Annotated in this window: 17 protein-coding genes; 8 read left to right on the top strand and 9 right to left on the bottom strand. The window is 70.2% G+C overall.

The window, feature by feature from the left end; all coding sequences use genetic code 11:
• Window positions 1-42: 42 nt before the first annotated feature.
• Window positions 43-2,004 carry a DUF2339 domain-containing protein gene (locus tag AOM45_RS01785; protein WP_030465650.1) on the bottom strand — a complete coding sequence of 654 codons (1,962 nt, stop codon included), beginning with the start codon at window positions 2,002-2,004 and terminating at the stop codon, window positions 43-45.
• Window positions 2,005-2,107: 103 nt separating this feature from the next.
• On the opposite strand from AOM45_RS01785, the gene AOM45_RS01780 reads away from it, so the two are divergent.
• Genes AOM45_RS01780 through AOM45_RS01760 form a run of 5 tightly spaced genes read left to right on the top strand, consistent with a single transcriptional unit; the run spans window position 2,108 to window position 7,202 of the window.
• Window positions 2,108-3,073, top strand: coding sequence for a LacI family DNA-binding transcriptional regulator (locus tag AOM45_RS01780; protein WP_035909252.1), 966 nt, complete (start codon window positions 2,108-2,110; stop codon window positions 3,071-3,073).
• The gene (locus AOM45_RS01775; protein WP_035909143.1) at window positions 3,070-4,479 is read left to right on the top strand and encodes a sugar ABC transporter ATP-binding protein; all 1,410 of its coding nucleotides are present in this window, start codon (window positions 3,070-3,072) and stop codon (window positions 4,477-4,479) included. The genes AOM45_RS01780 and AOM45_RS01775 overlap by 4 nt, the downstream gene beginning before the upstream one ends.
• The gene (locus AOM45_RS50485; protein ID WP_030465653.1) at window positions 4,476-5,381 is read left to right on the top strand and encodes an ABC transporter permease; all 906 of its coding nucleotides are present in this window, start codon (window positions 4,476-4,478) and stop codon (window positions 5,379-5,381) included. The genes AOM45_RS01775 and AOM45_RS50485 overlap by 4 nt, the downstream gene beginning before the upstream one ends.
• A gap of 28 nt (window positions 5,382-5,409) precedes the next feature.
• Window positions 5,410-6,327: a substrate-binding domain-containing protein gene (locus tag AOM45_RS50480; RefSeq protein ID WP_030465654.1), complete on the top strand. Its 918-nt coding sequence runs from the start codon at window positions 5,410-5,412 to the stop codon at window positions 6,325-6,327.
• Window positions 6,324-7,202, top strand: coding sequence for a ribokinase (locus AOM45_RS01760; protein ID WP_030465655.1), 879 nt, complete (start codon window positions 6,324-6,326; stop codon window positions 7,200-7,202). Before AOM45_RS50480 ends, AOM45_RS01760 begins: the two co-directional genes overlap by 4 nt.
• On the opposite strand, the gene AOM45_RS01755 is transcribed toward AOM45_RS01760, so the two are convergent.
• Complete coding sequence (locus AOM45_RS01755; protein ID WP_030465656.1) at window positions 7,180-7,824, bottom strand: hypothetical protein; 645 nt, start codon at window positions 7,822-7,824, stop codon at window positions 7,180-7,182. The two genes, AOM45_RS01760 and AOM45_RS01755, sit on opposite strands and share 23 nt — an antisense overlap.
• Window positions 7,821-9,032 (bottom strand): right-handed parallel beta-helix repeat-containing protein, encoded by a 1,212-nt coding sequence (locus AOM45_RS01750; RefSeq protein WP_030465657.1) that lies wholly within the window; start codon window positions 9,030-9,032, stop codon window positions 7,821-7,823. The genes AOM45_RS01755 and AOM45_RS01750 overlap by 4 nt, the downstream gene beginning before the upstream one ends.
• Before the next feature lie 47 nt (window positions 9,033-9,079).
• Here AOM45_RS01750 and AOM45_RS01745 point away from each other — a divergent pair, with 47 nt between their 5' ends.
• Genes AOM45_RS01745 through AOM45_RS01735 form a run of 3 tightly spaced genes read left to right on the top strand, consistent with a single transcriptional unit; the run spans window position 9,080 to window position 12,408 of the window.
• On the top strand, window positions 9,080-9,925 hold the full coding sequence (locus tag AOM45_RS01745) for a Dyp-type peroxidase (RefSeq protein ID WP_063756971.1): 846 nt from the start codon (window positions 9,080-9,082) through the stop codon (window positions 9,923-9,925).
• A 48-nt stretch (window positions 9,926-9,973) separates the two neighbouring features.
• Complete coding sequence (gene ptsP / locus AOM45_RS01740; protein ID WP_030465659.1) at window positions 9,974-11,605, top strand: phosphoenolpyruvate--protein phosphotransferase; 1,632 nt, start codon at window positions 9,974-9,976, stop codon at window positions 11,603-11,605.
• 59 nt (window positions 11,606-11,664) lie between these two features.
• Window positions 11,665-12,408 (top strand): class I SAM-dependent methyltransferase, encoded by a 744-nt coding sequence (locus AOM45_RS01735; RefSeq protein WP_030465660.1) that lies wholly within the window; start codon window positions 11,665-11,667, stop codon window positions 12,406-12,408.
• 18 nt (window positions 12,409-12,426) lie between these two features.
• Here the strand turns inward: AOM45_RS01735 and AOM45_RS01730 are convergent, their stop codons facing one another.
• Genes AOM45_RS01730 through AOM45_RS01705 form a run of 6 tightly spaced genes read right to left on the bottom strand, consistent with a single transcriptional unit; the run spans window position 12,427 to window position 18,527 of the window.
• Complete coding sequence (locus tag AOM45_RS01730) at window positions 12,427-13,308, bottom strand: LysR family transcriptional regulator (RefSeq protein ID WP_030465661.1); 882 nt, start codon at window positions 13,306-13,308, stop codon at window positions 12,427-12,429.
• Entirely contained in the window at window positions 13,305-14,303 is a 999-nt protein-coding gene (locus AOM45_RS01725; protein ID WP_059362159.1) for a hypothetical protein, read from the bottom strand. Before AOM45_RS01725 ends, AOM45_RS01730 begins: the two co-directional genes overlap by 4 nt.
• Window positions 14,288-14,782: an RNA polymerase sigma factor gene (locus AOM45_RS01720; protein WP_051782828.1), complete on the bottom strand. Its 495-nt coding sequence runs from the start codon at window positions 14,780-14,782 to the stop codon at window positions 14,288-14,290. Before AOM45_RS01720 ends, AOM45_RS01725 begins: the two co-directional genes overlap by 16 nt.
• Window positions 14,783-14,829: 47 nt before the next feature.
• The gene (locus AOM45_RS01715) at window positions 14,830-16,008 is read right to left on the bottom strand and encodes a glycine C-acetyltransferase (RefSeq protein WP_030465664.1); all 1,179 of its coding nucleotides are present in this window, start codon (window positions 16,006-16,008) and stop codon (window positions 14,830-14,832) included.
• Entirely contained in the window at window positions 16,008-17,039 is a 1,032-nt protein-coding gene (gene tdh, locus AOM45_RS01710; protein ID WP_030465665.1) for an L-threonine 3-dehydrogenase, read from the bottom strand. Before tdh ends, AOM45_RS01715 begins: the two co-directional genes overlap by 1 nt.
• A 36-nt stretch (window positions 17,040-17,075) precedes the next feature.
• The gene (locus AOM45_RS01705) at window positions 17,076-18,527 is read right to left on the bottom strand and encodes an SDR family oxidoreductase (protein ID WP_030465666.1); all 1,452 of its coding nucleotides are present in this window, start codon (window positions 18,525-18,527) and stop codon (window positions 17,076-17,078) included.
• Window positions 18,528-18,549 lie beyond the last annotated feature (22 nt).

The raw sequence follows: 18,549 nt of genomic DNA, 5'->3' as shown, positions 1-18,549 counted from the left end.
TTCCGTCACTCGGTCGAGCGAAATCTTTGCCTTGTCGTAGTACTAGTCCGGAGTCTTCGCGCTGGCGACCAACTTTGCGTACCTCGTGCCGGCGGTCAGCAGGACCAGGCCGGCGCCGAGGAACGCCAGCACACGGGCGACACCGTCCAAAGCGGCCAGGTCGAACGTCACCAGCTTCACGACCGCCGCGCCGACGAGGATCAGCCCGGAGATCCGCAACGCCTTGTTGTTGATTCCCTTGACGAGCAAGAACAACGCGGCGATCGTCCACGACACGGTGACCACCGAGTGTCCGAAGAGGAATCCGCTCTCGTCCGGCGACACGAGCAGCGCCGCGCACAGCACCGCACCCGCCGCACCGTAGAGGAGCACGAGTCCGGAAAGGATCCACGGGAACGGGTGCCTGGCCGGTTCGCGCAGCACCCGCATCTTCAGCGCGGCCCACGGCACGGTCGCGGCGAACACGCCCAGCACCACGGCGGTGATCAGACCGGCGGCGTAGTCGCCGGTGGTGACGGTGACGTACCGGGGTTCCTCCACCAGCCACGTGAGCGGCACGGCGAACCCGATCGCCATCAGGAACCCGACGACACCGAACGCGATCGAGCCGACCAGGGCGCTGCGCTTGTTGAGCTGCGCCGCGAGGAACGCGAGCAGCACCGCCTCCGCCAGCACGATCGCCGAGCGCACGTTGCCGTCGAGCGCGATCACGGTCGTCTGGAACAACGCGAGCATGCCCGTCGCGCCGGCCGCCGTGGTGAACGCCTTCGGCAGGTCCGGCACCATCCAGATCGCCAGCAGCACCGCCGCGACCGCCCCGGCGAGCAGCGAGGCGGAAGTCTTCTCCAGCAACGTCGTCGCGAACATGGCAGGCAGTGCCGAGCCGGCGATCAGCGCGACCGCGACGACGTCGTCCGGGCGCTTGCGGATCGTCAGCAACGCCACGGCGATGCCGACGAGGGTCGTCACCCCGGCGAGCACCACCACGGTCCTGTCGAACTCGGCCGGGATCGTCATCGCGGTCATGACCAGCGAGGCGAAGATCGGCGGGAAGCCACCGGCGACCGCGAGACCCGGCCAGTCGCGCCGGATCTGGACCGGCGTGCTGGCCATCTTCAGCACCAGCAGGAAGCCGACGAGAAGGGCCGTGAAGCCTTCGGTCAAGATCGGCGAACAGATGGCGCACGCTGCGACGACGCCGACCGCGAGCGTTTGCGAGTCCCAGCGCAGCGCGAGCACGACACCCGCCGCCGCGACACCGAGCCCGACGACGAGACCGATGCCGGGAGGCAGGTACCCGTACAGGCTGGTGGCGGCGATGACGTCGAGGTAGAGACCGGCGAAACCGGTGGCGGCCAGTGCGAACGCCCCGGTGCGGCCGGCCGGGTTGCGGTGCAGCCACATGCCGATGCCGACCAGCGCGCCGCTGAACACGGCACCGCCGATCACGCGCGGCATCGGGCCGAGCCAGCCGCGCTGGATGGCGAGGATCAGCAGCAGCACGAAACCGAGCACGGTGATCGCGCCACCGACCCAGGCCAACAGCTTCGACCCGGCGCCGTCCTTGCCGAGCTTCTCGAACAACGTCTCGCGCTGTTGCGGGAAGGGACGCAGGGCTCCCTCGTGCTCCAGAGGGTTACGCGGGGCTCCCGCGTAACCCTGCGGCCACGGCTGCTGAGGCGGAGGCTGTGGCCAAGACTGCTGCTCGAAAGTACGCGGGGAGCTTTCGTACTCTCCTGGAGGACGCGGGGGCCCCGCGTGCGGCTGAGCCCAGGGGCTCGGCGGTGGTGTGGGCACCGCTACAGGAGGAGCCGGCACCGGCACTGACACCGGCGCCTGAGGAGCCGGAGGCGGCACGACGGCCTCCGCCACCGCGGCCGCCGCGGTCGCCACCGAGCCCGAGTGCTCCCGCATCTCCGAGCTGATCGTCACCAGCCGTTGCCCGATGGCCGCGAGCTCCAGCGCGAGGCGCTGCTCGTACCCGAGGCGGTCCTGTCCGTCCATGTGATCAGGGTGAGGCAGGACACGCCCGGTGACATCCGTACACCTACTCATCCGGCTTGACTACATACATGTGTAATCGATTAACTACGGCCTCGTGACGACCATGAAGGACGTCGCGCAGCACGCCGGCGTCTCCACGGCCACCGTGTCGCGCGTGCTCAACGGCCATGCCGCGCCGACTCCCGAGACCCGTGAGCGGGTGCTCGCGGCGATCGAGGAACTCGGTTACCGGCCCAACGCCCTGGCGCGATCCCTCAGGACCACGAGCACCCAGACCCTCGGTCTGGTCATCAGCGATCTGCTGAACCCGTTCTTCGCCGAGATCGCTCGTGCGGTCGAGGACGAAGCCCGGTCACACGGCTACTGCGTCGTGATCGGGAACGCCGACGAGAGCGCCGAGCAGGAAGCGACGTACGTGCGCACCCTGCTCGACCGCCGGGTGGACGGCCTCCTGCTGTGCCCCGCGACCGACGACCCTGAGTTGGTTCGCGAAGTGAGCGCAGGTGGCGTTCCGCTCGTCCTGCTCGACCGGACGGTCAGGGGCGCCACATGCCCCGTCGTCCGCGCCGACGGCAGCGAGGCATTGACCGCGCTCGCCCGGCGGCTCGTCGGCGCCGGCCACACCCGCGTCGGAGTGATAGCGGGTCCGCCGGACACCTCCACCGGGAGAGAACGCAGCGACGTGTTCATCGGTGCCCTCGGCGGCGCCGCGCAGGTCGTGCACGGTGACTTCCGGCAGGAGAGCGGCAGCCAGGCCGCCGCCAAGCTCATCGACGACGGCGCCACCGCGCTGGTCGCGATGGACAACCTGATGGGCCTCGGCGCGCTGGGCGAGATCAGGGCCCGCGGCCTGCAGATCCCGCACGACATCGCGCTCGCGGTGTTCGACGACCAACCGTGGTTCCCGCTGCTCGACCCGCCGATCACGGTCATCGCGCAACCGACCGTCGAGATGGGCCGTGCCGCCGCCCGCAGCCTGCTCGCGCTGATCGACGGCCGGCAACCCGACGACGTCCGTCTCACCGCGAAGCTCGTGCTGCGCGGCTCGTGCGGGGAGGCAGAGCTGTGACGACCCTGATCACCGCCCGCGGCATCACCAAGCACTTCGGCACGACCAAGGCGCTGGACGGTGTCGACCTCGACATCAACACGGGCGAGGTCCACGTCCTGCTCGGCGAGAACGGCGCGGGCAAGTCCACGCTGGTCAAGGTCCTCGCGGGCATCCACGGCCACGACGCGGGCACCATCGAAGGCAAAGCCAGCCTCGCCGTGATCCACCAGGAGCTCGCGCTCGTCCCCGAGCTGAGCGTCGCGGAGAACCTGTTCCTCAACCGGTTGCCGCGCAGGTTCGGCTTCGTCGACCGCGCCGAGATGCGCCGCCGCGCACCTGAGCTGCTCGAGCGCGTCGGCCTCGGCGTCGACCCGAACGCCAAGGTCAAAGACCTCGGCATCGCGCAACAGCAGATGATCGAGATCGCCCGCGCGCTCGACAAGAACGCCGGCGTGCTGATCCTCGACGAGCCGACCGCGGTCCTCACCGACACCGAGACCGACCGGCTGCTGGAGATCATGGCTCAGCTGCGAGACAACGGCGTCGGCCTGGTCTTCATCACCCACCACCTGGACGAGATCCAGCGCATCGCCGACCGCATCACCGTCCTGCGCGACGGGCGGAGCGTCGGTGTCCTCGGACCTCGCGCCACCACCCAGCACATGATCGAGCTGATGGTCGGCCGTCCGATCGACGAGCAGTACCCGCGCGCAGCGCAGCGTCCGGGACAGCCGCTCCTGCGCCTGGAGAACTTCACCAGGCGCGGCGTGTTCCGCGACATCAACATCGAGGTCCACGCGGGCGAGGTGGTCGGCATCGCCGGCCTGGTCGGCGCCGGTCGCACCGAGGTCGCACGAGCGGCGTTCGGCGTGGACGACTACGACTACGGCACCGTCGAGGTCGACGGGAAGAGGCTGCCGCGCAACGACGTCCAGGCCGCGATCAAGGCGGGGCTCGGGCTCGTCCCCGAGGACCGCAAGGGCCAGGGCCTCGTCCTCACCGCGACCGTCGGCCAGAACCTCGAGCTGGCGACGCTGGCCAACCGCGACCAGAAGCGCCTGCACGACATCGCGGGCAAGCTCCGGATCAAGGGCCGCGTCGAGCAACCGGTGAAGGAGCTCTCCGGCGGCAACCAGCAGAAGGTCGTCATCGGCAAGTGGCTGCTGGCCGACCCGAAGGTGCTGATCCTCGACGAGCCCACGCGCGGCGTCGACGTCGGCGCCAAGGTCGAGATCTACGAGCTCATCAACCGCATGACCGCGCAGGGCCGCGGCGTGCTGCTCGTGTCCAGCGACCTGCCCGAGGTGATCGGGATGAGCGACCGCGTCGTCGTGATGGCGCACGGCCGTGTGGCCGGTGAGCTGCCGAAGGGCGCAACCCAAGACCAGGTGATGGCACTCGCCGTGCAGGAGATCTCAGCATGAGCACGATCAGCATCCGACGCTATGCCAGCGAGAACGGCGCATTGGCGGGGCTGCTCGTCCTCGCCGTGGTGATCGCGGTCATGCAGCCGGCGTTCCTCACCGCGCAGAACCTGCTCAACGTCGGCGTTCAGGCCGCGGTCATCGCGATCATGGCGTTCGGCATGACGTTCGTGGTCGTCGCGGGCGGCATCGACCTGTCCGTCGGCAGCATCGCCGCCCTGGCCGCGATGGTCGGCGCGCTCACCGCCGGGCCGCTCGGCCTGGTCGTCGGCGCGCTGTGCGGTCTCGTGAACGGCGCGTTGATCAGCTACGGCAAGCTGCCGCCGTTCATCGCGACGCTCGCGATGCTGAGCGTCGCCCGCGGTCTCACGCTCGTGTTCTCCGAGGGCCAGCCGCACGAGACCGACGCCCTGGTGACGTTCCTCGGCTCGAACCTCGCGCCCAGCCTGCCGTTGCCGCTGCTGCTGATGCTGGCGTTCTTCGGCGTCACCGGCCTGATCCTCACGCGCACCAACCTCGGCCGCCGCATGTACGCGATCGGCGGCAACGAGGAAGCGGCGAAGCTCAGCGGCATCGACGTCCGCAGGCAGAAGCTGTGGATCTACGCCCTGTCCGGCCTGTTCGCCGCCGCCGCGGGCCTCGTGCTCGCGGGACGGCTCGGGTCCGCCGGTCCACAGGCAGCGGTCGGCTACGAGCTCGACGCCATCGCCGCGGTCGTCATCGGCGGTGCGTCGTTGTCCGGTGGCGTTGGCCGCGCCACCGGGACGTTGGTCGGCGCACTTGTGCTCGCCGTCCTGCGCAACGGCCTCAACCTGCTGCAAGTGCCGCCGTTCTGGCAGCAGGTCGTCATCGGCGCGGTGATCGCTCTCGCCGCGTTGCTCGACTCACTTCGCCGTCGCTGATATCCCGCAACAGGTAAGGAAGACACCAATGAAGGTGACCCGACGGATCGCGCTGACGCTCGGTGCCGCAGCTCTTCTGGCGACCGGGTGCAGCGGTACAGGGGCGTCCGGAGGCAGCGGCATCACCATCGGCCTCGCGGTGTCCACTTTGAACAACCCGTTCTTCGTGGAGCTGCAGCAGGGCGCGCAGGAGATGGCGGACAAGCTCGGCGCCAAGCTGACCGTGGTCGACGCGCAGAACGACGCGACGAACCAGGTCAACCAGGTGCAGACGCTCGTCACCCAGGGCGTCAAGGCGATCATCCTGAACCCGGTCGACTCCAAGCAGTCCGCGCCCGCCGCCAAGGCCGCCGAGATGGCGAACATCCCGCTGATCTCGGTCGACCGTTCGGTCGAGGGCAAGGTCGCCGCCGAGGTCGCCTCCAACAACGTCTCGGGCGGCAGCCTCGCGGCCATCGAGCTCGGCCGCTCCACCTCCGGTGAGGTCGCGCACCTCAAGGGCATCTCGGGCGCGTCGGCGTCGCGTGACCGCGGTCAGGGCTTCGAGCAGGGCCTGAACAGCGGGAACATCAAGGTCGTCGCCACCGCCGTCGCGGACTTCGACCGCGCCAAGGCCCTCAACGAGACCACGAACCTGTTGCAGGGCCACCCCGGCATCAAGGGCATCTTCGCCGAGAACGACGAGATGGCGCTCGGCGCGATCAAGGCGCTCGGTGCCCGTGCCGGCAAGGACGTCATGGTCGTCGGCTTCGACGGCACGCCGGACGGCCTGAAGGCGATCCAGGACGGCACGCTCGTCGCCACCGTCGCCCAGCAGCCGAAGCTGCTCGGCTCCAAGGCCGTCGAGCAGGCGGTGAAGGCCGCGAAGGGCGAGCCCGTCCAGCAGGTCGTGGACGTCGAGGTCAAGGTCATCACCAAGCAGAACGTGGCAGAGTTCCTGAAGTGACGAAGCCTCTGCTTGTTCTCGGGTCCGCCAACGCCGACCTCGTGGTCGAGGTCGGCAGGCGGCCCGCCGGCGGTGAGACCGTGCTCGGCGGCGACACCGTCGTGCTGCCCGGCGGCAAGGGCGCGAACACCGCCGTTGCCGCCGCACGCGTCGGCGCCTCCGTCGCGTTGATCGGCGCACTCGGCGGCGACGGGTACGGTTCGTTGCTGCGCGAGTCGCTGGAGTCGTCCGGTGTGGACACCTCGCTGGTGAAGACCTCCCAGCGGCCAACGGGAATCGCGTACATCACCGTGACTCCTGATGGCGAGAACTCCATCGTCGTCTCGCCCGGCGCCAACGCGGACGTGTCTTCGTCCGATGTGGACGCCGTGTCGTTCGACGGCGCGCAGGTGCTCACGTGCTCGCTGGAAGTGCCGCTGGAGACCGTGATCCACGCGATCGACGTCGCACACGCGGCCGGCGTGCGGACGGTGCTCAACCTGTCGCCCGTCGCCGAGATCCCCGCCGAGACGCTCGGGAAGCTCACCACGCTGATCGTGAACGAGCACGAGGCCGCGCAGCTCGCCTCCGGCTTCGAGGGTATGCTGCGGCTCGGCCCGAAGTCGGCGGTCGTCACGCTCGGCGCGCGCGGCGCGGCCGTGGTGACCGGGGAAGGCATCACCGAGGTGCCGTCGATCGAGGTCACCGAGGTGGTGGACACGACCGGCGCGGGTGACGCGTTCGCGGGCGCGCTGTCCGCACGCCTTGCCGAGGGCGACACCCTCGTCGACGCCGCGAAGTACGCCGCGGAGGTGGCCGCCCTGTCCGTCACGAAGGCGGGCGCGCAGCCGTCCTACCCGACCGCCGCCGAGGTCAGCTCGCCAGCGGCGGGATGACCTCCACGGCTCCGCCGGATCCGGTGAAGTCGAAGACGGCGAGCTCCTCGGAGTTGCCCAGCCTGGCCTCCAGTCTGCGGAGCTCGCCGTCGGAGTCGAGCCAGTAGCGCACTCGTGCTTCTGCGGCGTTCTGCTGCTTCGGGCCCTCGAAGACGTCGACGGCCGTGTCGCCGACCTTGTCCGAACGCAGCCAGCGCGCCGAGCTCTGCAGCAGCAGCTGGGCGTTCTCCGGCCGGTCCGCGCCGAGGTTCACCAGCAGCCGCAGCGAGCCGTCGAGTTCGGAGCCGCGTTCCTGCAGCTCGCGCACCTGCCAGTCGGCCGACGGCGCCATCGCGAACGCCACCTTGCCGAGGTTCCACTGCAGCAGGCCCCGGGAGAACGCGTCGTCGCGGCCGTCGGTGCGCATGCCCGCGTTGCCGCGGTGGTTCACGAAGTCGACCCGGCCGTCCAGCAGGAGTCTGCCGCCGGGCGACGGCACGGACGCGGTGAACGCCCTGACGCCGGTCGTGTAGTTCGCGAACCGGACCAGCGCCAGACGTTCTGCCTCCGCCACCGTCAACGAGCGCGGCGTCGGACCGCAGGCCACCAACGCCAGCGCGAGCACGAGCACTGTCTTCCTCACGACCGCACCGCCGCGCGGTCTTCGAACAGTTCCTCGGTCGGCATGCCGTACTTCTCGACGCTCGGTGCCTTGTCCGGCAACGGGTCCTTCGGCATCTCCGGCTGCTCCGGCGGCGCCGCGACCTGGTTGAACGGGATTCCGCGCGGTGCCGCGGGTTTGCGCAAGGGCTCGCCGACCCCGTCGTAGCAGCGGTCGTCGAAGCAGTTGTTCCGGCCGGGTGCGCGTTTCGTGGCCGCGTACAGCACGTCCTGGCCGTTGTGGACGATCACGTTGTCGTCGAACCGGTTGTCCAGCGGCGGCAGGTCCTCGCTCGACCCGAGCGCGACGCCGGTGCCGGGGTTGCCGGTGATCAGGTTGCGCGACACCAGGTTCTTCGTGCCGCCCGCGATGCCGACGCCGAGCCCGAACGCCCCGTCGGCCTGCGCGGGTGAGAGCGCCTCGGAGTTGTCGGAGACGAGGTTGCCGACGAACGTGGCGTCCTCCTGCGGGACGAACGCCTCCTGGTAGTCGGAGTTCGAGGTCATGCCGACGCGGTTGCCGCTGAACCTGTTGCCCAGCACGTACATCCGGCCGGACGCGTTCGTGCCCTCGTAGCCGACGGCGTTGCGCTCGGCGACGTTGCCGCGCACGACGATGTCGCACGGCTTGCACTGGCCGACGTAGAACCCGGAGTCGGCGCTGCCGCTCGCGTAGCTCTGCTCGATCACGCCGTGCTGGGCGTCGAACGCGTAGATGCCGTACAGCGCGTTGTTGCTGGCCGTCACGTACGAGACGCGGAAACCCTGCAACGGCGGGAACTTCTGCGTGTCCAGCTTGGTGTAGCCGTTGCTGCCGCGGCCCATCCCGCCGTTCTCGGACAGTCCGGTGACCAGCACGCCGTTGAGCGTGTGGTTGCGGACGGTCAGGTTCTGCACCGACACGTCCGGCGCGGTGACCACGATCCCGTTGGCGCGCTTGACCTCCCCGTCGATGATCACGCTGCCGCGCTGGGCTCCCCTGATCGTCAGACCCCTGGTCCTGACCTGCACCGACTCCTTGTAGACGCCGGGAGCGACGAGGATGGTCGCGCCCTCCTGCGCCGCGTCCACGGCGGCCTGGATGGTGTTCAGCTGCGCCGGGACGTTGATCTCGGGACCGAGCTTCGGTTGCGCCGCCGACGAGCATCCGGCGACCAGGAGCACTGCTGCAAGGGTGTACGGAGCGCGCACAGCCGGTCACCGTACTGCTCCGTTCGGCCTACTGTCACACTGCCCCGGTGGTCCAGCTCTCACGCCGCCGTCTGCTGTACGGCGCTGCCGCCATCGGGCTGCTCGGCGGCTGTGGCTCACCCGAACGGCAGCCAGGTGTCGTCACACCGCAGCAGCTGCACGCCGACATCTCCGTCTGGGACGCGGCTCGCCCGCCGTCCGCGCAGGTCAGCTCGTCGGTGACGGTCACCTTCGGGCACGGGATCGACGGGTTGCCTGAGTTCTCCGGCGACGCCGTCCGGCCGCAGGAGCTGGGTGGGCGGCTGTTCCTGCAGATCTGCGGGGACGATCGGGAGGCCGTGCGGGACGCGGCCGCGCGGCTGCGGCCCGACGGGCGGTTGCGATGGCGTGAACAGGGGTTCTGCCACTCGGATCGCACGAACGGGTTGGGTTTCAAGGACGGCGTCGTCGTGCCCAGGACCGCCGAGGAGTTCGACCGGGAGGTCTGGCTGCCGGACGGGTCGACCATCGCCGTCGTGCGCCGGATCAAGCTCGACGTCGCCGCGTTCACGGCGTTGCCCGTGGCCGATCAGGAACGGGTGTTCGGGCGCCGCAAGCACGACGCCGTGCCGTTGTCCGGCGGTGAGGAGGTCGATTTGTCGGCGAAGACCCCCGACGGTGAGTACGTCATCCCGGCCGACGCGCACGTGCGGCGGGCGCATCCGTTGACGGTGGGCGCGGGTCTGATGCTGCGCCGCTCTTACAACTACGCCGAGGGCCTGCTGTTCATCTCGTACCAGCGCGAGCTCAAGACGTTTGTGAACACGATGTATCGCATGGTCGATGGAGACGCACTTCTGCGTTACGCCACGACGACGAGCTCCGCCGCGTTCCGCATTCCGCCGCTGAATTAGTCAGACTGTGATGTCGTCGGTTCCCGGTGGAAGGGTATGGTCTAGACCATGTCGAGCGCGCGGCTGAGCGGTGTCGGTGTCAGCAGCGGCCGGGCTTCCGGCCCCGTGGTGAGGGTCGCAGAGGCCCTGCCCGAACCTCCGCTGGGTCCGCGACCCGCGGAAACCAAGATGGAGGCCTCCCGCATCCGTCCCGCGACCGAGGTCGTGGCACAGCGCCTGATGGAGCGCGCGAAGACCGTCGAGGGCGACGCCCGCGCCGTTCTGGAGACGACGGCGGCGATGGCCGGCGACCCGTCGCTCATCAAGTCCGCCGAGAAGCTCGTCGTCGACGAGTCGCTGCCCGCCGCCCGTGCGGTGCACCAGGCGGCGCAGAAGTTCATCGCCGCACTGCAGGCCGCCGGTGGCTACATGGCCGAACGCGCCCGCGACGTCCAGGACGTCCGCGACCGCGTGGTCGCCGAGCTCCTGGGCCTGCCCGCTCCCGGCGTACCGGACCTGACCTCGCCGTCCGTGCTGGTGGCACGTGACCTCGCGCCCGCCGACACCGCCGGCCTCGACCCGACGAAGGTCCTCGCGCTGGTCACGGAGGAGGGCGGCCCCACCTCCCACACCGCGATCCTCGCGCGGTCGCTGGGCATCCCGGCCGTCGTCGCGTGCCGGGGCGTGCTGGCTCTGGACGTCCGCGGCCTGGAGGTCGACGGCGACACCGGTCAGGTGCGCGAGTCGGACGGCAAGGTCCGCGCGGCCGGCACCGGCAAGAAGGCGGTGTGGAACGGCGTCGGCGTCCTCAAGGACGGTCACCGCGTGAAGGTCCTCGGCAACGTGGGTTCTCCCGCCGACGCGGCAGCCGCTGCCGCCGCGGGTGCGGAGGGCGTCGGCCTCTTCCGGACGGAGTTCTGCTTCCTCGACGCCGCCGAGGAACCGACCGTCGCCGAGCAGACCGCCGCGTACGAGGCAGTGCTGGCGCCGTTCAAGGGCAAGCCGGTCGTGGTGCGCACCCTCGACGCGGGCGCCGACAAGCCCCTCGCGTTCCTGAACCCGGACCCCGAGCCCAACCCGGCCCTGGGAGTCCGCGGCCTGCGCGTCGCCTTCGACCGCCCGGAGGTGCTCGACCGCCAGCTCCAGGCGATCGCCGCCGCCGCTGCGTCGTCCGGCGCCGACGTCTCGGTCATGGCCCCGATGGTCGCCACCGCGGCCGAGGCCTCGTGGTTCGTGGCCCGCGCCCGTCAGGCAGGGATTTCCAGGGCCGGCGTGATGGTCGAGGTCCCGTCCGCCGCCTTGTCGGCACGGGAGATCCTCCAGGTCGTCGACTTCATCTCCATCGGCACCAACGACCTGGCCCAGTACGTCTTCGCCGCCGACCGCCAGCTCGGTGGCGTGGCGGCGTTGAACGACCCGTGGCAGCCGGCGTTGCTGCGCCTGATCGCGCAGGTCGGCGAGGCGGCGACGGCGGCAGGCAAGCCCATCGGCGTCTGTGGCGAGGCAGCGGCCGACCCGCTGCTCGCCTGCGTGCTGATCGGCATGGGCGTGACGTCGCTGTCGATGAACCACACCGCGCTCGCCGACGTCGGCGCGAAGCTCGCGACGTCGAGCATGGACATCTGCCAGCTGGCGGCACGTGGTGCGCTGGCGGCGGGTGATCCGGCGACGGCGAAGCTGGCCGCGAGGGCGCCGCACTAGCTCGAGCGGGGCGGTCAACCGCGGATCACGGCAACGGCTGGAGCACTAGCGTTGGCTCGGTGGACCGATCAGAGATCTTCGACATCGCGCACCTGCGCCATCCCATCGCGGCGCCGGTCGCGCCCGACAAGTTGCGCGAGTTGGTCGGGTGGTTGAGCCCCGCCGCCGGCGCTCGTGTGGTCGACCTCGGCTGCGGTGAGGGCGAGTGGCTCCAGCAGGTGCTGCTGGACCACCCCGCGACGACAGGCGTCGGGATCGACCACCTGTTGCCGGCCTCGGCTGCCCGGCGCACCGGCGAGCGCGGGCTGACGGACCGGGTGCGGTGGATCGAGACCGACGCCGCCACCTGGAGCGACGGGCTCTTCGACGTGGTGCTGTGCGTCGGGGCCCGGCACGCCTTCGGCGGGTTGGAGGACATGCTGGTCGCCGTCCGGAAGCACCTGCGCCCCGGCGGTCAGGCGCTGATCGGCGAGATGATCTGGGAAGGGACCCCGTCCGCGGCAGCGCTGGCCGCGCTCGAACTCCCGGCCGACTCCGTCCCCGACCTCGCCGGCCTGGTGCGGGCCTTCCAGCGGCACGGCTTCGAGCCGTCCTTCGGGCACGTCAGCACGCTGACCGAGTGGGACGACTACGAGTTCAGCTGGACCGGCTCGCTCGTCGACTGGGCCGTGCGGTCGGCCCCGACCGTCGAGGACCGCGACCAGGCGCTCACCGCCGCCCGCGAGCACCGTGACACCTGGCTCGGCGGCCTGCGGCGTGAGCTCGGGTTCGCCACCTTCGTCCTGCACGACGTCGCGCCCTGAGGGGCCATCGGCCACTGGTCACGAACTACCCGCCGCAGGTCGCAGCTCGTCGAGGACCGCCCGGATCAACGGGTGGTCCTCCGACCCCGTGCGCACTGCCGCCACCACCCGGCGCAACGGTGCCACCCCCGCCACCGCCCGCCGTTGCGGAGCCCCGGCCCGTGCCCCTCCGACGGCGTTGCGCGGTGCCAGCGCCACCCCGCCGCCCGCCGCCACCAGGGCCTCGATCGCGCGGAAGTCGTCGGACGTGTGCCGGATCCGCGGCGTGAACCCCGCCTGCGCGCACGCCATCTCCACGACGTCCCGCAGCGGGTTGCCGGGCAGCGTCACCACCCAGTCCTCGTCGGCCAGCGCCGCGAGGTCGACGGGGCCGTCCGGCAGCGCGTGTCCCGGTGGCAGCACCACGTCGAACGGCTCGGTGTAGAGCGGGAACCGGGTGAAGCGGTCGGTGGCTCGGTGTTCCTCTGTGATCGCCACGTCGATCTCGCCGTCGAGCAGCAGCCGCACGCTCTCGTGTCCCTCGGCGTCGCGCACGGACAGTTCGATCGACCGTTCCTTCAACGCGGCCAGCGCCGGTGCCACCACCTGCGTGATCGCCGAGGCGAAGGCGGCCACCGCGACCCGGCCGGACGAACCGGCGGCGAGAGCGTCCAAAGTGGCCTGTGCGCGTTCCAGTTCCGCCGCCACGACGTGGGCGTGCGCGACCAGCAACGAGCCGGCCGGGGTCAGCGAGACCCGGCGGCCCTTGCGCAGCAGCAACGGATGGCCGGCTTCCGACTCCAGGGCGGCCAGCTGCTGCGACACCGCTGACGGCGTGAGGTGCAGTGCTGCGGCTGCGGCCGTCACCGTGCCGTGGTCGGCCAGCGCGCGCAGGATTCGCAACCGTCGTGGGTCGATCACCGCTCAATGATGGGGGATTCCACTGCGCCGTTCACGGTGACGCCCTCGGGCAAGATCGGGTCGATGGTGGTCCGCTCCAGCAGGAGGTACTCCTCCTCGAAGATCGGCGTGTTCACCGGCAGGCCGTGTTCGGGCGCGGTCAGGATGTTCCGCCTGACCATCGGCAGACCGGTCTCCGGGTTGACCACCAGCTGGGTCTCGAAGGACGTGAACTGGAACGACGGCGGCGCGGGGATCGCCACGCCGACGCCGGACCGGCCGTCCCGCAGCTTCGCCTCGCCGAGCTGCCGGACCCCGTCGAGGGTCTTGAGCACCTCGAACGCCGCGCGGCGCTGGTCGTCGCGGATGTTCGCGGTCGTCATCTCCATGGCGAGCAGCGCGGTCCGGTAGTCGAGGCTGTCTTTGGAGCCGTTGTCCCCCGCGACGGTCTGCAGCGTCTTCTTGAGCTCGGCCGAATCCGCGGGCAGACCGGCGAACGGGTTGGACTCGGGAGCGTCGATCCTGCGCACGCCGAGCTGCATCGGCCCGATGCGCACCGAGCCGTGTCCGCCGAGCTGAGGCGCCGTGGACGGTTTGCCCGCCGTTTCCCACTTGGCCTCGTCGTCCCTGGTGAAGGGCTCCACCGCACCGTTCTTCTGGATGACGTCGAACTGCCTCTGGGCGGAGGCCCACCGTTCGTCCGTGGCGCTGAGCAGCACCGTGTACGGGTTCGCCGGCTCACCGACGATCATCAGTTCCCACTTCTGCGTCAGCACGTGCCACTGCTGAGCAGGCGCGGCCGGTTGCACGGGCGGAGCGGGGCGCGGCAGCAGCACGACGGCCAGCGCGATCACCGCGGCGGCCACCAGCACGGGACCGAAGCGCCGCGCGGAGGTCCGGGTCTTGGCTGGTCGTGGCATCGCGATGATGCGCGCCAGGTCGCGTTCCATCCGCTCGCGGTCGACCTCGGGAGCGGGCGGCTTGGCCTGAGTCAGGTCCTTCAAGAGGCCTTCCATGACTCCCTCGCACGGTCGAAGTTCGGTGTCGAGAGAGCGGCGCGCAACCGCCGTCGGGCGCGATGGAGACGCACGAAGAACGTCGCCGTTGTGCAGCCGAGCACCAGCGCCGCCTCTGTCGCGCTCAGTCCGTGCCACGCGATGAGCGTGAGCACCTCCTGGTCGGCCTCGGACAAGGTCGCGAGGGCCGCCCGCAGCTCGATCACGGCGTAGTCGTCGTCGGCGACGACATCGGTGAGCTCGTCGTGCCACGTCTGCCGGCGAGCGGCGCGGACCAGGTTGCGGGCGATGCCGAGCAACCACGGCAGGGCGTTGGACGGCATCTGGTCGAGCTTGCGCCAGGCGATCGTGAAGGTCTCGCTGGTGATGTCCTCCGCGAGCGGTCTCCCCGCGTGCGCCGCCGCGTAGGCGAGCACCCGCGGGTAACACTCGCGGTACACGGCGGAGAAGTCCTCCACGATCGCCCCCTCCCTCTTCACGAGGTAGTGCGCGGACCGCGCGAGTTCTTACAGTCGCGTGACTGGCATCACATCTTGGCGCGTGCGGCGACGAACGCGTCGACCGCCCGGTTCACGTCCTCCGTGGTGTGCGCGGCCGACATCTGCGTGCGGATCCGCGCCTTGCCGTGCGGCACCACCGGGTACGAGAAGCCGATCACGTAGATGCCCTGCTCCAGCAGCAGGTCGGCCAGCCTGGCCGCCTCGGCCGCGTCGCCGATCATCACCGGGATGATCGGGTGCTCGCCCGGCAGCAGGTCGAAGCCTTCCTCGGTCATGCGGCGGCGGAACAGCTCGGTGTTCGACCGCAGCTGGGTCAGCAGCTCGGACGACGACGACAGCAGGTCCAGCGTCGCGATCGCGGCGGCGGTGATCGACGGCGCGAGCGAGTTCGAGAACAGGTACGGGCGCGAGCGCTGGCGGAGCAGTTCGATGATCTCCGCGCGACCGGACGTGTAGCCGCCGGACGCGCCGCCCAGCGCCTTGCCGAGCGTGCCGGTCACGATGTCGACGCGGTCCTGCACGCCGAAGAGCTCCGGCGTGCCGCGGCCGGTAGGGCCGGTGAAGCCGACGGCGTGCGAGTCGTCGACCATGACCAGCGCGTTGTAGCGCTCGGCCAGGTCGCAGATCTCGTCGAGCGGCGCGAGGTAGCCGTCCATCGAGAACACGCCGTCGGTGGCGATCAGCCGGTAGCGCGCGTCGGTGGAGTCCTTGAGCTGGCGCTCCAGGTCGTCCATGTCGCGGTTCTTGTACCGGTAGCGCTTCGCCTTCGACAGCCGCACGCCGTCGATGATCGACGCGTGGTTCAGCTCGTCGGAGATGATCGCGTCCTCGGCGCCGAGCAGCGTCTCGAACAGGCCGCCGTTCGCGTCGAAGCACGAGCTGTAGAGGATCGTGTCGTCGGTGCCGAGGAACTCGGAGAGCTTGCGCTCCAGCTCCTTGTGCGGTTCCTGGGTGCCGCAGATGAACCGCACCGAGGCCATGCCGAAGCCCCACTTGTCGAGCGCGTCCTTCGCGGCCTCGATCAGGCGCGGGTGGTCGGCGAGGCCGAGGTAGTTGTTGGCGCAGAAGTTCAGCACCTCGTCACCGGAGCCGACCCGGACGGCGGCGTTCTGCGGGGTGGCGATGACGCGTTCGGACTTGTAGAGCCCGGCCTCCCTGATCTCCTCGATCGTCTTGAGGAGGTCGTTCTTCAGCTCGCCGTACATCAGGCTCCCGTCCAGTCGAGGATGACCTTGCCGCACTTGCCTTCACGCGCGGTGGCGAACGCCTCCGCGTGCTGCGTGTGGTCGTACCGGTGCGTGATCACCGGCGCGAGGTCGAGGCCGCGCTGCAGCAGCACGGTCATCGAGTACCAGGTCTCGAACATCTCGCGGCCGTAGATCCCCTTGATGTGCAGCATCTTCAGCACGACGCTGCTCCAGTCGACTCCGAACTCCTCCGCGGGCAGCCCCAGCATCGCGATGCGACCGCCGTGCGCCATGTTCGCGATCATGCTCTGGAGCGCCGACGGCTTGCCGGACATCTCCATGCCGACGTCGAAGCCCTCGGCCATGCCGAGTTCGGCCTGCGCCTGCTCGATCGTCTTCTCGGCGACGTTCACCGCGAGGTCGACGCCGACCTTGCGCGCCAGGTCCAGCCGGTGCTCGGAGACGTCGGTGATCACGACGTTGCGCGCGCCCGCGTGCTTGGCGACGGCGGCGGCCATGATCCCGATCGGGCCGGCCCCGGTGATGATCACGTCCTCGCCGATGACGGGGAAGCTCAACGCGGTGTGCACGGCGTTGCCGAACGGGTCGAAGATCGCGGCCACGTCCAGGTCGACGGGCGTGCGGTGCACCCACGCGTTCTGCTCGGGCAACACGACGTACTGCGCGAACGCGCCGTTGGAGTGCACGCCGAGACCGCGGGTGTTGGCGCACAGGTGGCGGCGGCCCGCCTTGCAGTTGCGGCACGTCCCGCACACCAGGTGGCCCTCGCCGCTGACCAGGTCGCCGACCTTCACGCCCGTGACGGAGGCGCCGACCTCGGCGACCTCGCCGACGAACTCGTGCCCGAGCGTGAGTGGCGCCTTGATGTTCTGCGCCGCCCAGTCGTCCCACGAGTCGATGTGCAGATCGGTGCCGCAGATGCCGGTGCGCAACACCCTGACCAGCACGTCCGTCGGACCCGGCGTGGGGTCGGGAACGTCGGTCAGTTCGAGGCCAGGCCCAGCGGCGACCTTGACGAGAGCCTTCATGCGGGAAGTCTCACCCTTTGCTGCTTGTGCAGTCCATCAGGACTTTCTGAAGTTCTTGTGCAGCTCAGCTTCATTGGCGATGTTGCGCACCATGCCGCCGAACACGACGCCGTGGAACGGCCAGACGGCCGCCCAGTAGACGTGTCCGGCGAGCCCTTTGGGCACGAACACGGCGCGTTGGCGGTAAGTGGACCCGCCCTGCCCACCGTCCGCCACTCGAAGCTCCAGCCACGCCTTGCCCGGCACCTTCATCTCCGCGCGCAGCCGCAGCAGCCTGCCCCGTTCGACCTCCTCGACCCGCCAGAAGTCGAGCGCCTCACCCACGTGCAACCGGTGTGGATCACGCCTGCCCCTGCGCAGCCCGACCCCGCCCACGAGCCGGTCGAGCCACCCGCGCACCGCCCAGGCCAGCGGGAACGAGTACCAGCCGCGTTCGCCGCCGATGCCCTCGATCACCTGCCAGAGCCGGTCCGGGTCGGCCGTGGTCCTGCGCTCGCGTTCGTCGGTGTAGACCGAGCCGCCGGACCAGTCGGGGTCGGTCGGCAGCGGCTCACTCGGCGCACCAGGCGTGGAGGCCCCCGACCAGCGGGTCTCCACGTCGGCGTCGCGGATCTTGGCCAGCGCGAGCTCGACGGCCTTGTCGTAGCCGACGTTCTCGCCGGGCAACAGCTCCCGGATGTCGTTCTCCCGGCACACCACCTCGTGCACCAGCGACTCGATCAACGGCCGCGCGATCGACCTCGGCACGGGCGTGACGACGTTGACCCAGTGCGACGACAGGCCCGGCGTCAGCAGCGGCACGGGCAGGACACGGCGCTTCGGCAGGCCCGCGACCTCGGCGTACCGCAGCATCATCTCCAGGTACGTCAGCACGTCCGGCCCGCCGATGTCGAACGTCCTGTTCGCGTCCAGCGTCGTCGCGTCCACGAGGTACCGCAGCACGTCCCTGACCGCGATCGGCTGGATCCGGTTGTGCACCCAGCGCGGCGTGACCATGACCGGCAGCCGTTCGGTGAGGTACCGCAGCATCTCGAAGCTCGCCGATCCCGACCCGATGATCACGGCGGCCTGGAGCACCACGGCGGGCACCGACGACCGCAGGAAGACCTCGCCGACCTCCTTGCGGGACGCCAGGTGCGGCGACAGCTCCCCGGTCGACGGGTGCAGCCCGCCCAGGTACACGATCCTGCGCACGCCGGAACGTTCGGCGGCCGCAGCCAGGTTCTCGGCGGCCTCGCGGTCGGCGTTCGCGAAGTCCTTCGAGTGCAACGAGTGCACGAGGTAGTGCACGACCTCGACGTCCCGCACCGCCTCGTCGAGGTCGCCGAGCACGTCACCGCGCACGATCTCGACGTCAGCGGCCCACGGGACGTCGCGCAGCTTCTCCGGCGAGCGCACCAGGCAGCGCACCTGGTGCCCTTCGGCCAGCAGTCTGGGCACGAGCCGTCCGCCGAGGTACCCGGTCGCGCCGGTCACGAGACACCGCATGCCTCGATCCTGCGCGCCCGTG

The sequence above is a fragment of the Lentzea aerocolonigenes genome (assembly GCF_000974445.1).
GTDB classification, from domain to species: domain Bacteria; phylum Actinomycetota; class Actinomycetes; order Mycobacteriales; family Pseudonocardiaceae; genus Lentzea; species Lentzea aerocolonigenes.
This window is presented reverse-complemented; position numbering and strand designations above follow the sequence as displayed.

Coding starts and splice junctions, on each gene's coding strand:
- AOM45_RS01785 (WP_030465650.1), bottom strand. CDS start 2,004: ATGGACGGACAGGACCGCCTCGGGTACGAGCAGCGCCTCGCGCTGGAG.
- AOM45_RS01780 (WP_035909252.1), top strand. CDS start 2,108: ATGAAGGACGTCGCGCAGCACGCCGGCGTCTCCACGGCCACCGTGTCG.
- AOM45_RS50485 (WP_030465653.1), top strand. CDS start 4,476: ATGAGCACGATCAGCATCCGACGCTATGCCAGCGAGAACGGCGCATTG.
- AOM45_RS50480 (WP_030465654.1), top strand. CDS start 5,410: ATGAAGGTGACCCGACGGATCGCGCTGACGCTCGGTGCCGCAGCTCTT.
- ptsP (WP_030465659.1), top strand. CDS start 9,974: ATGTCGAGCGCGCGGCTGAGCGGTGTCGGTGTCAGCAGCGGCCGGGCT.
- AOM45_RS01725 (WP_059362159.1), bottom strand. CDS start 14,303: ATGGAAGGCCTCTTGAAGGACCTGACTCAGGCCAAGCCGCCCGCTCCC.
- AOM45_RS01715 (WP_030465664.1), bottom strand. CDS start 16,008: ATGTACGGCGAGCTGAAGAACGACCTCCTCAAGACGATCGAGGAGATC.
- tdh (WP_030465665.1), bottom strand. CDS start 17,039: ATGAAGGCTCTCGTCAAGGTCGCCGCTGGGCCTGGCCTCGAACTGACC.
- AOM45_RS01705 (WP_030465666.1), bottom strand. CDS start 18,527: ATGCGGTGTCTCGTGACCGGCGCGACCGGGTACCTCGGCGGACGGCTC.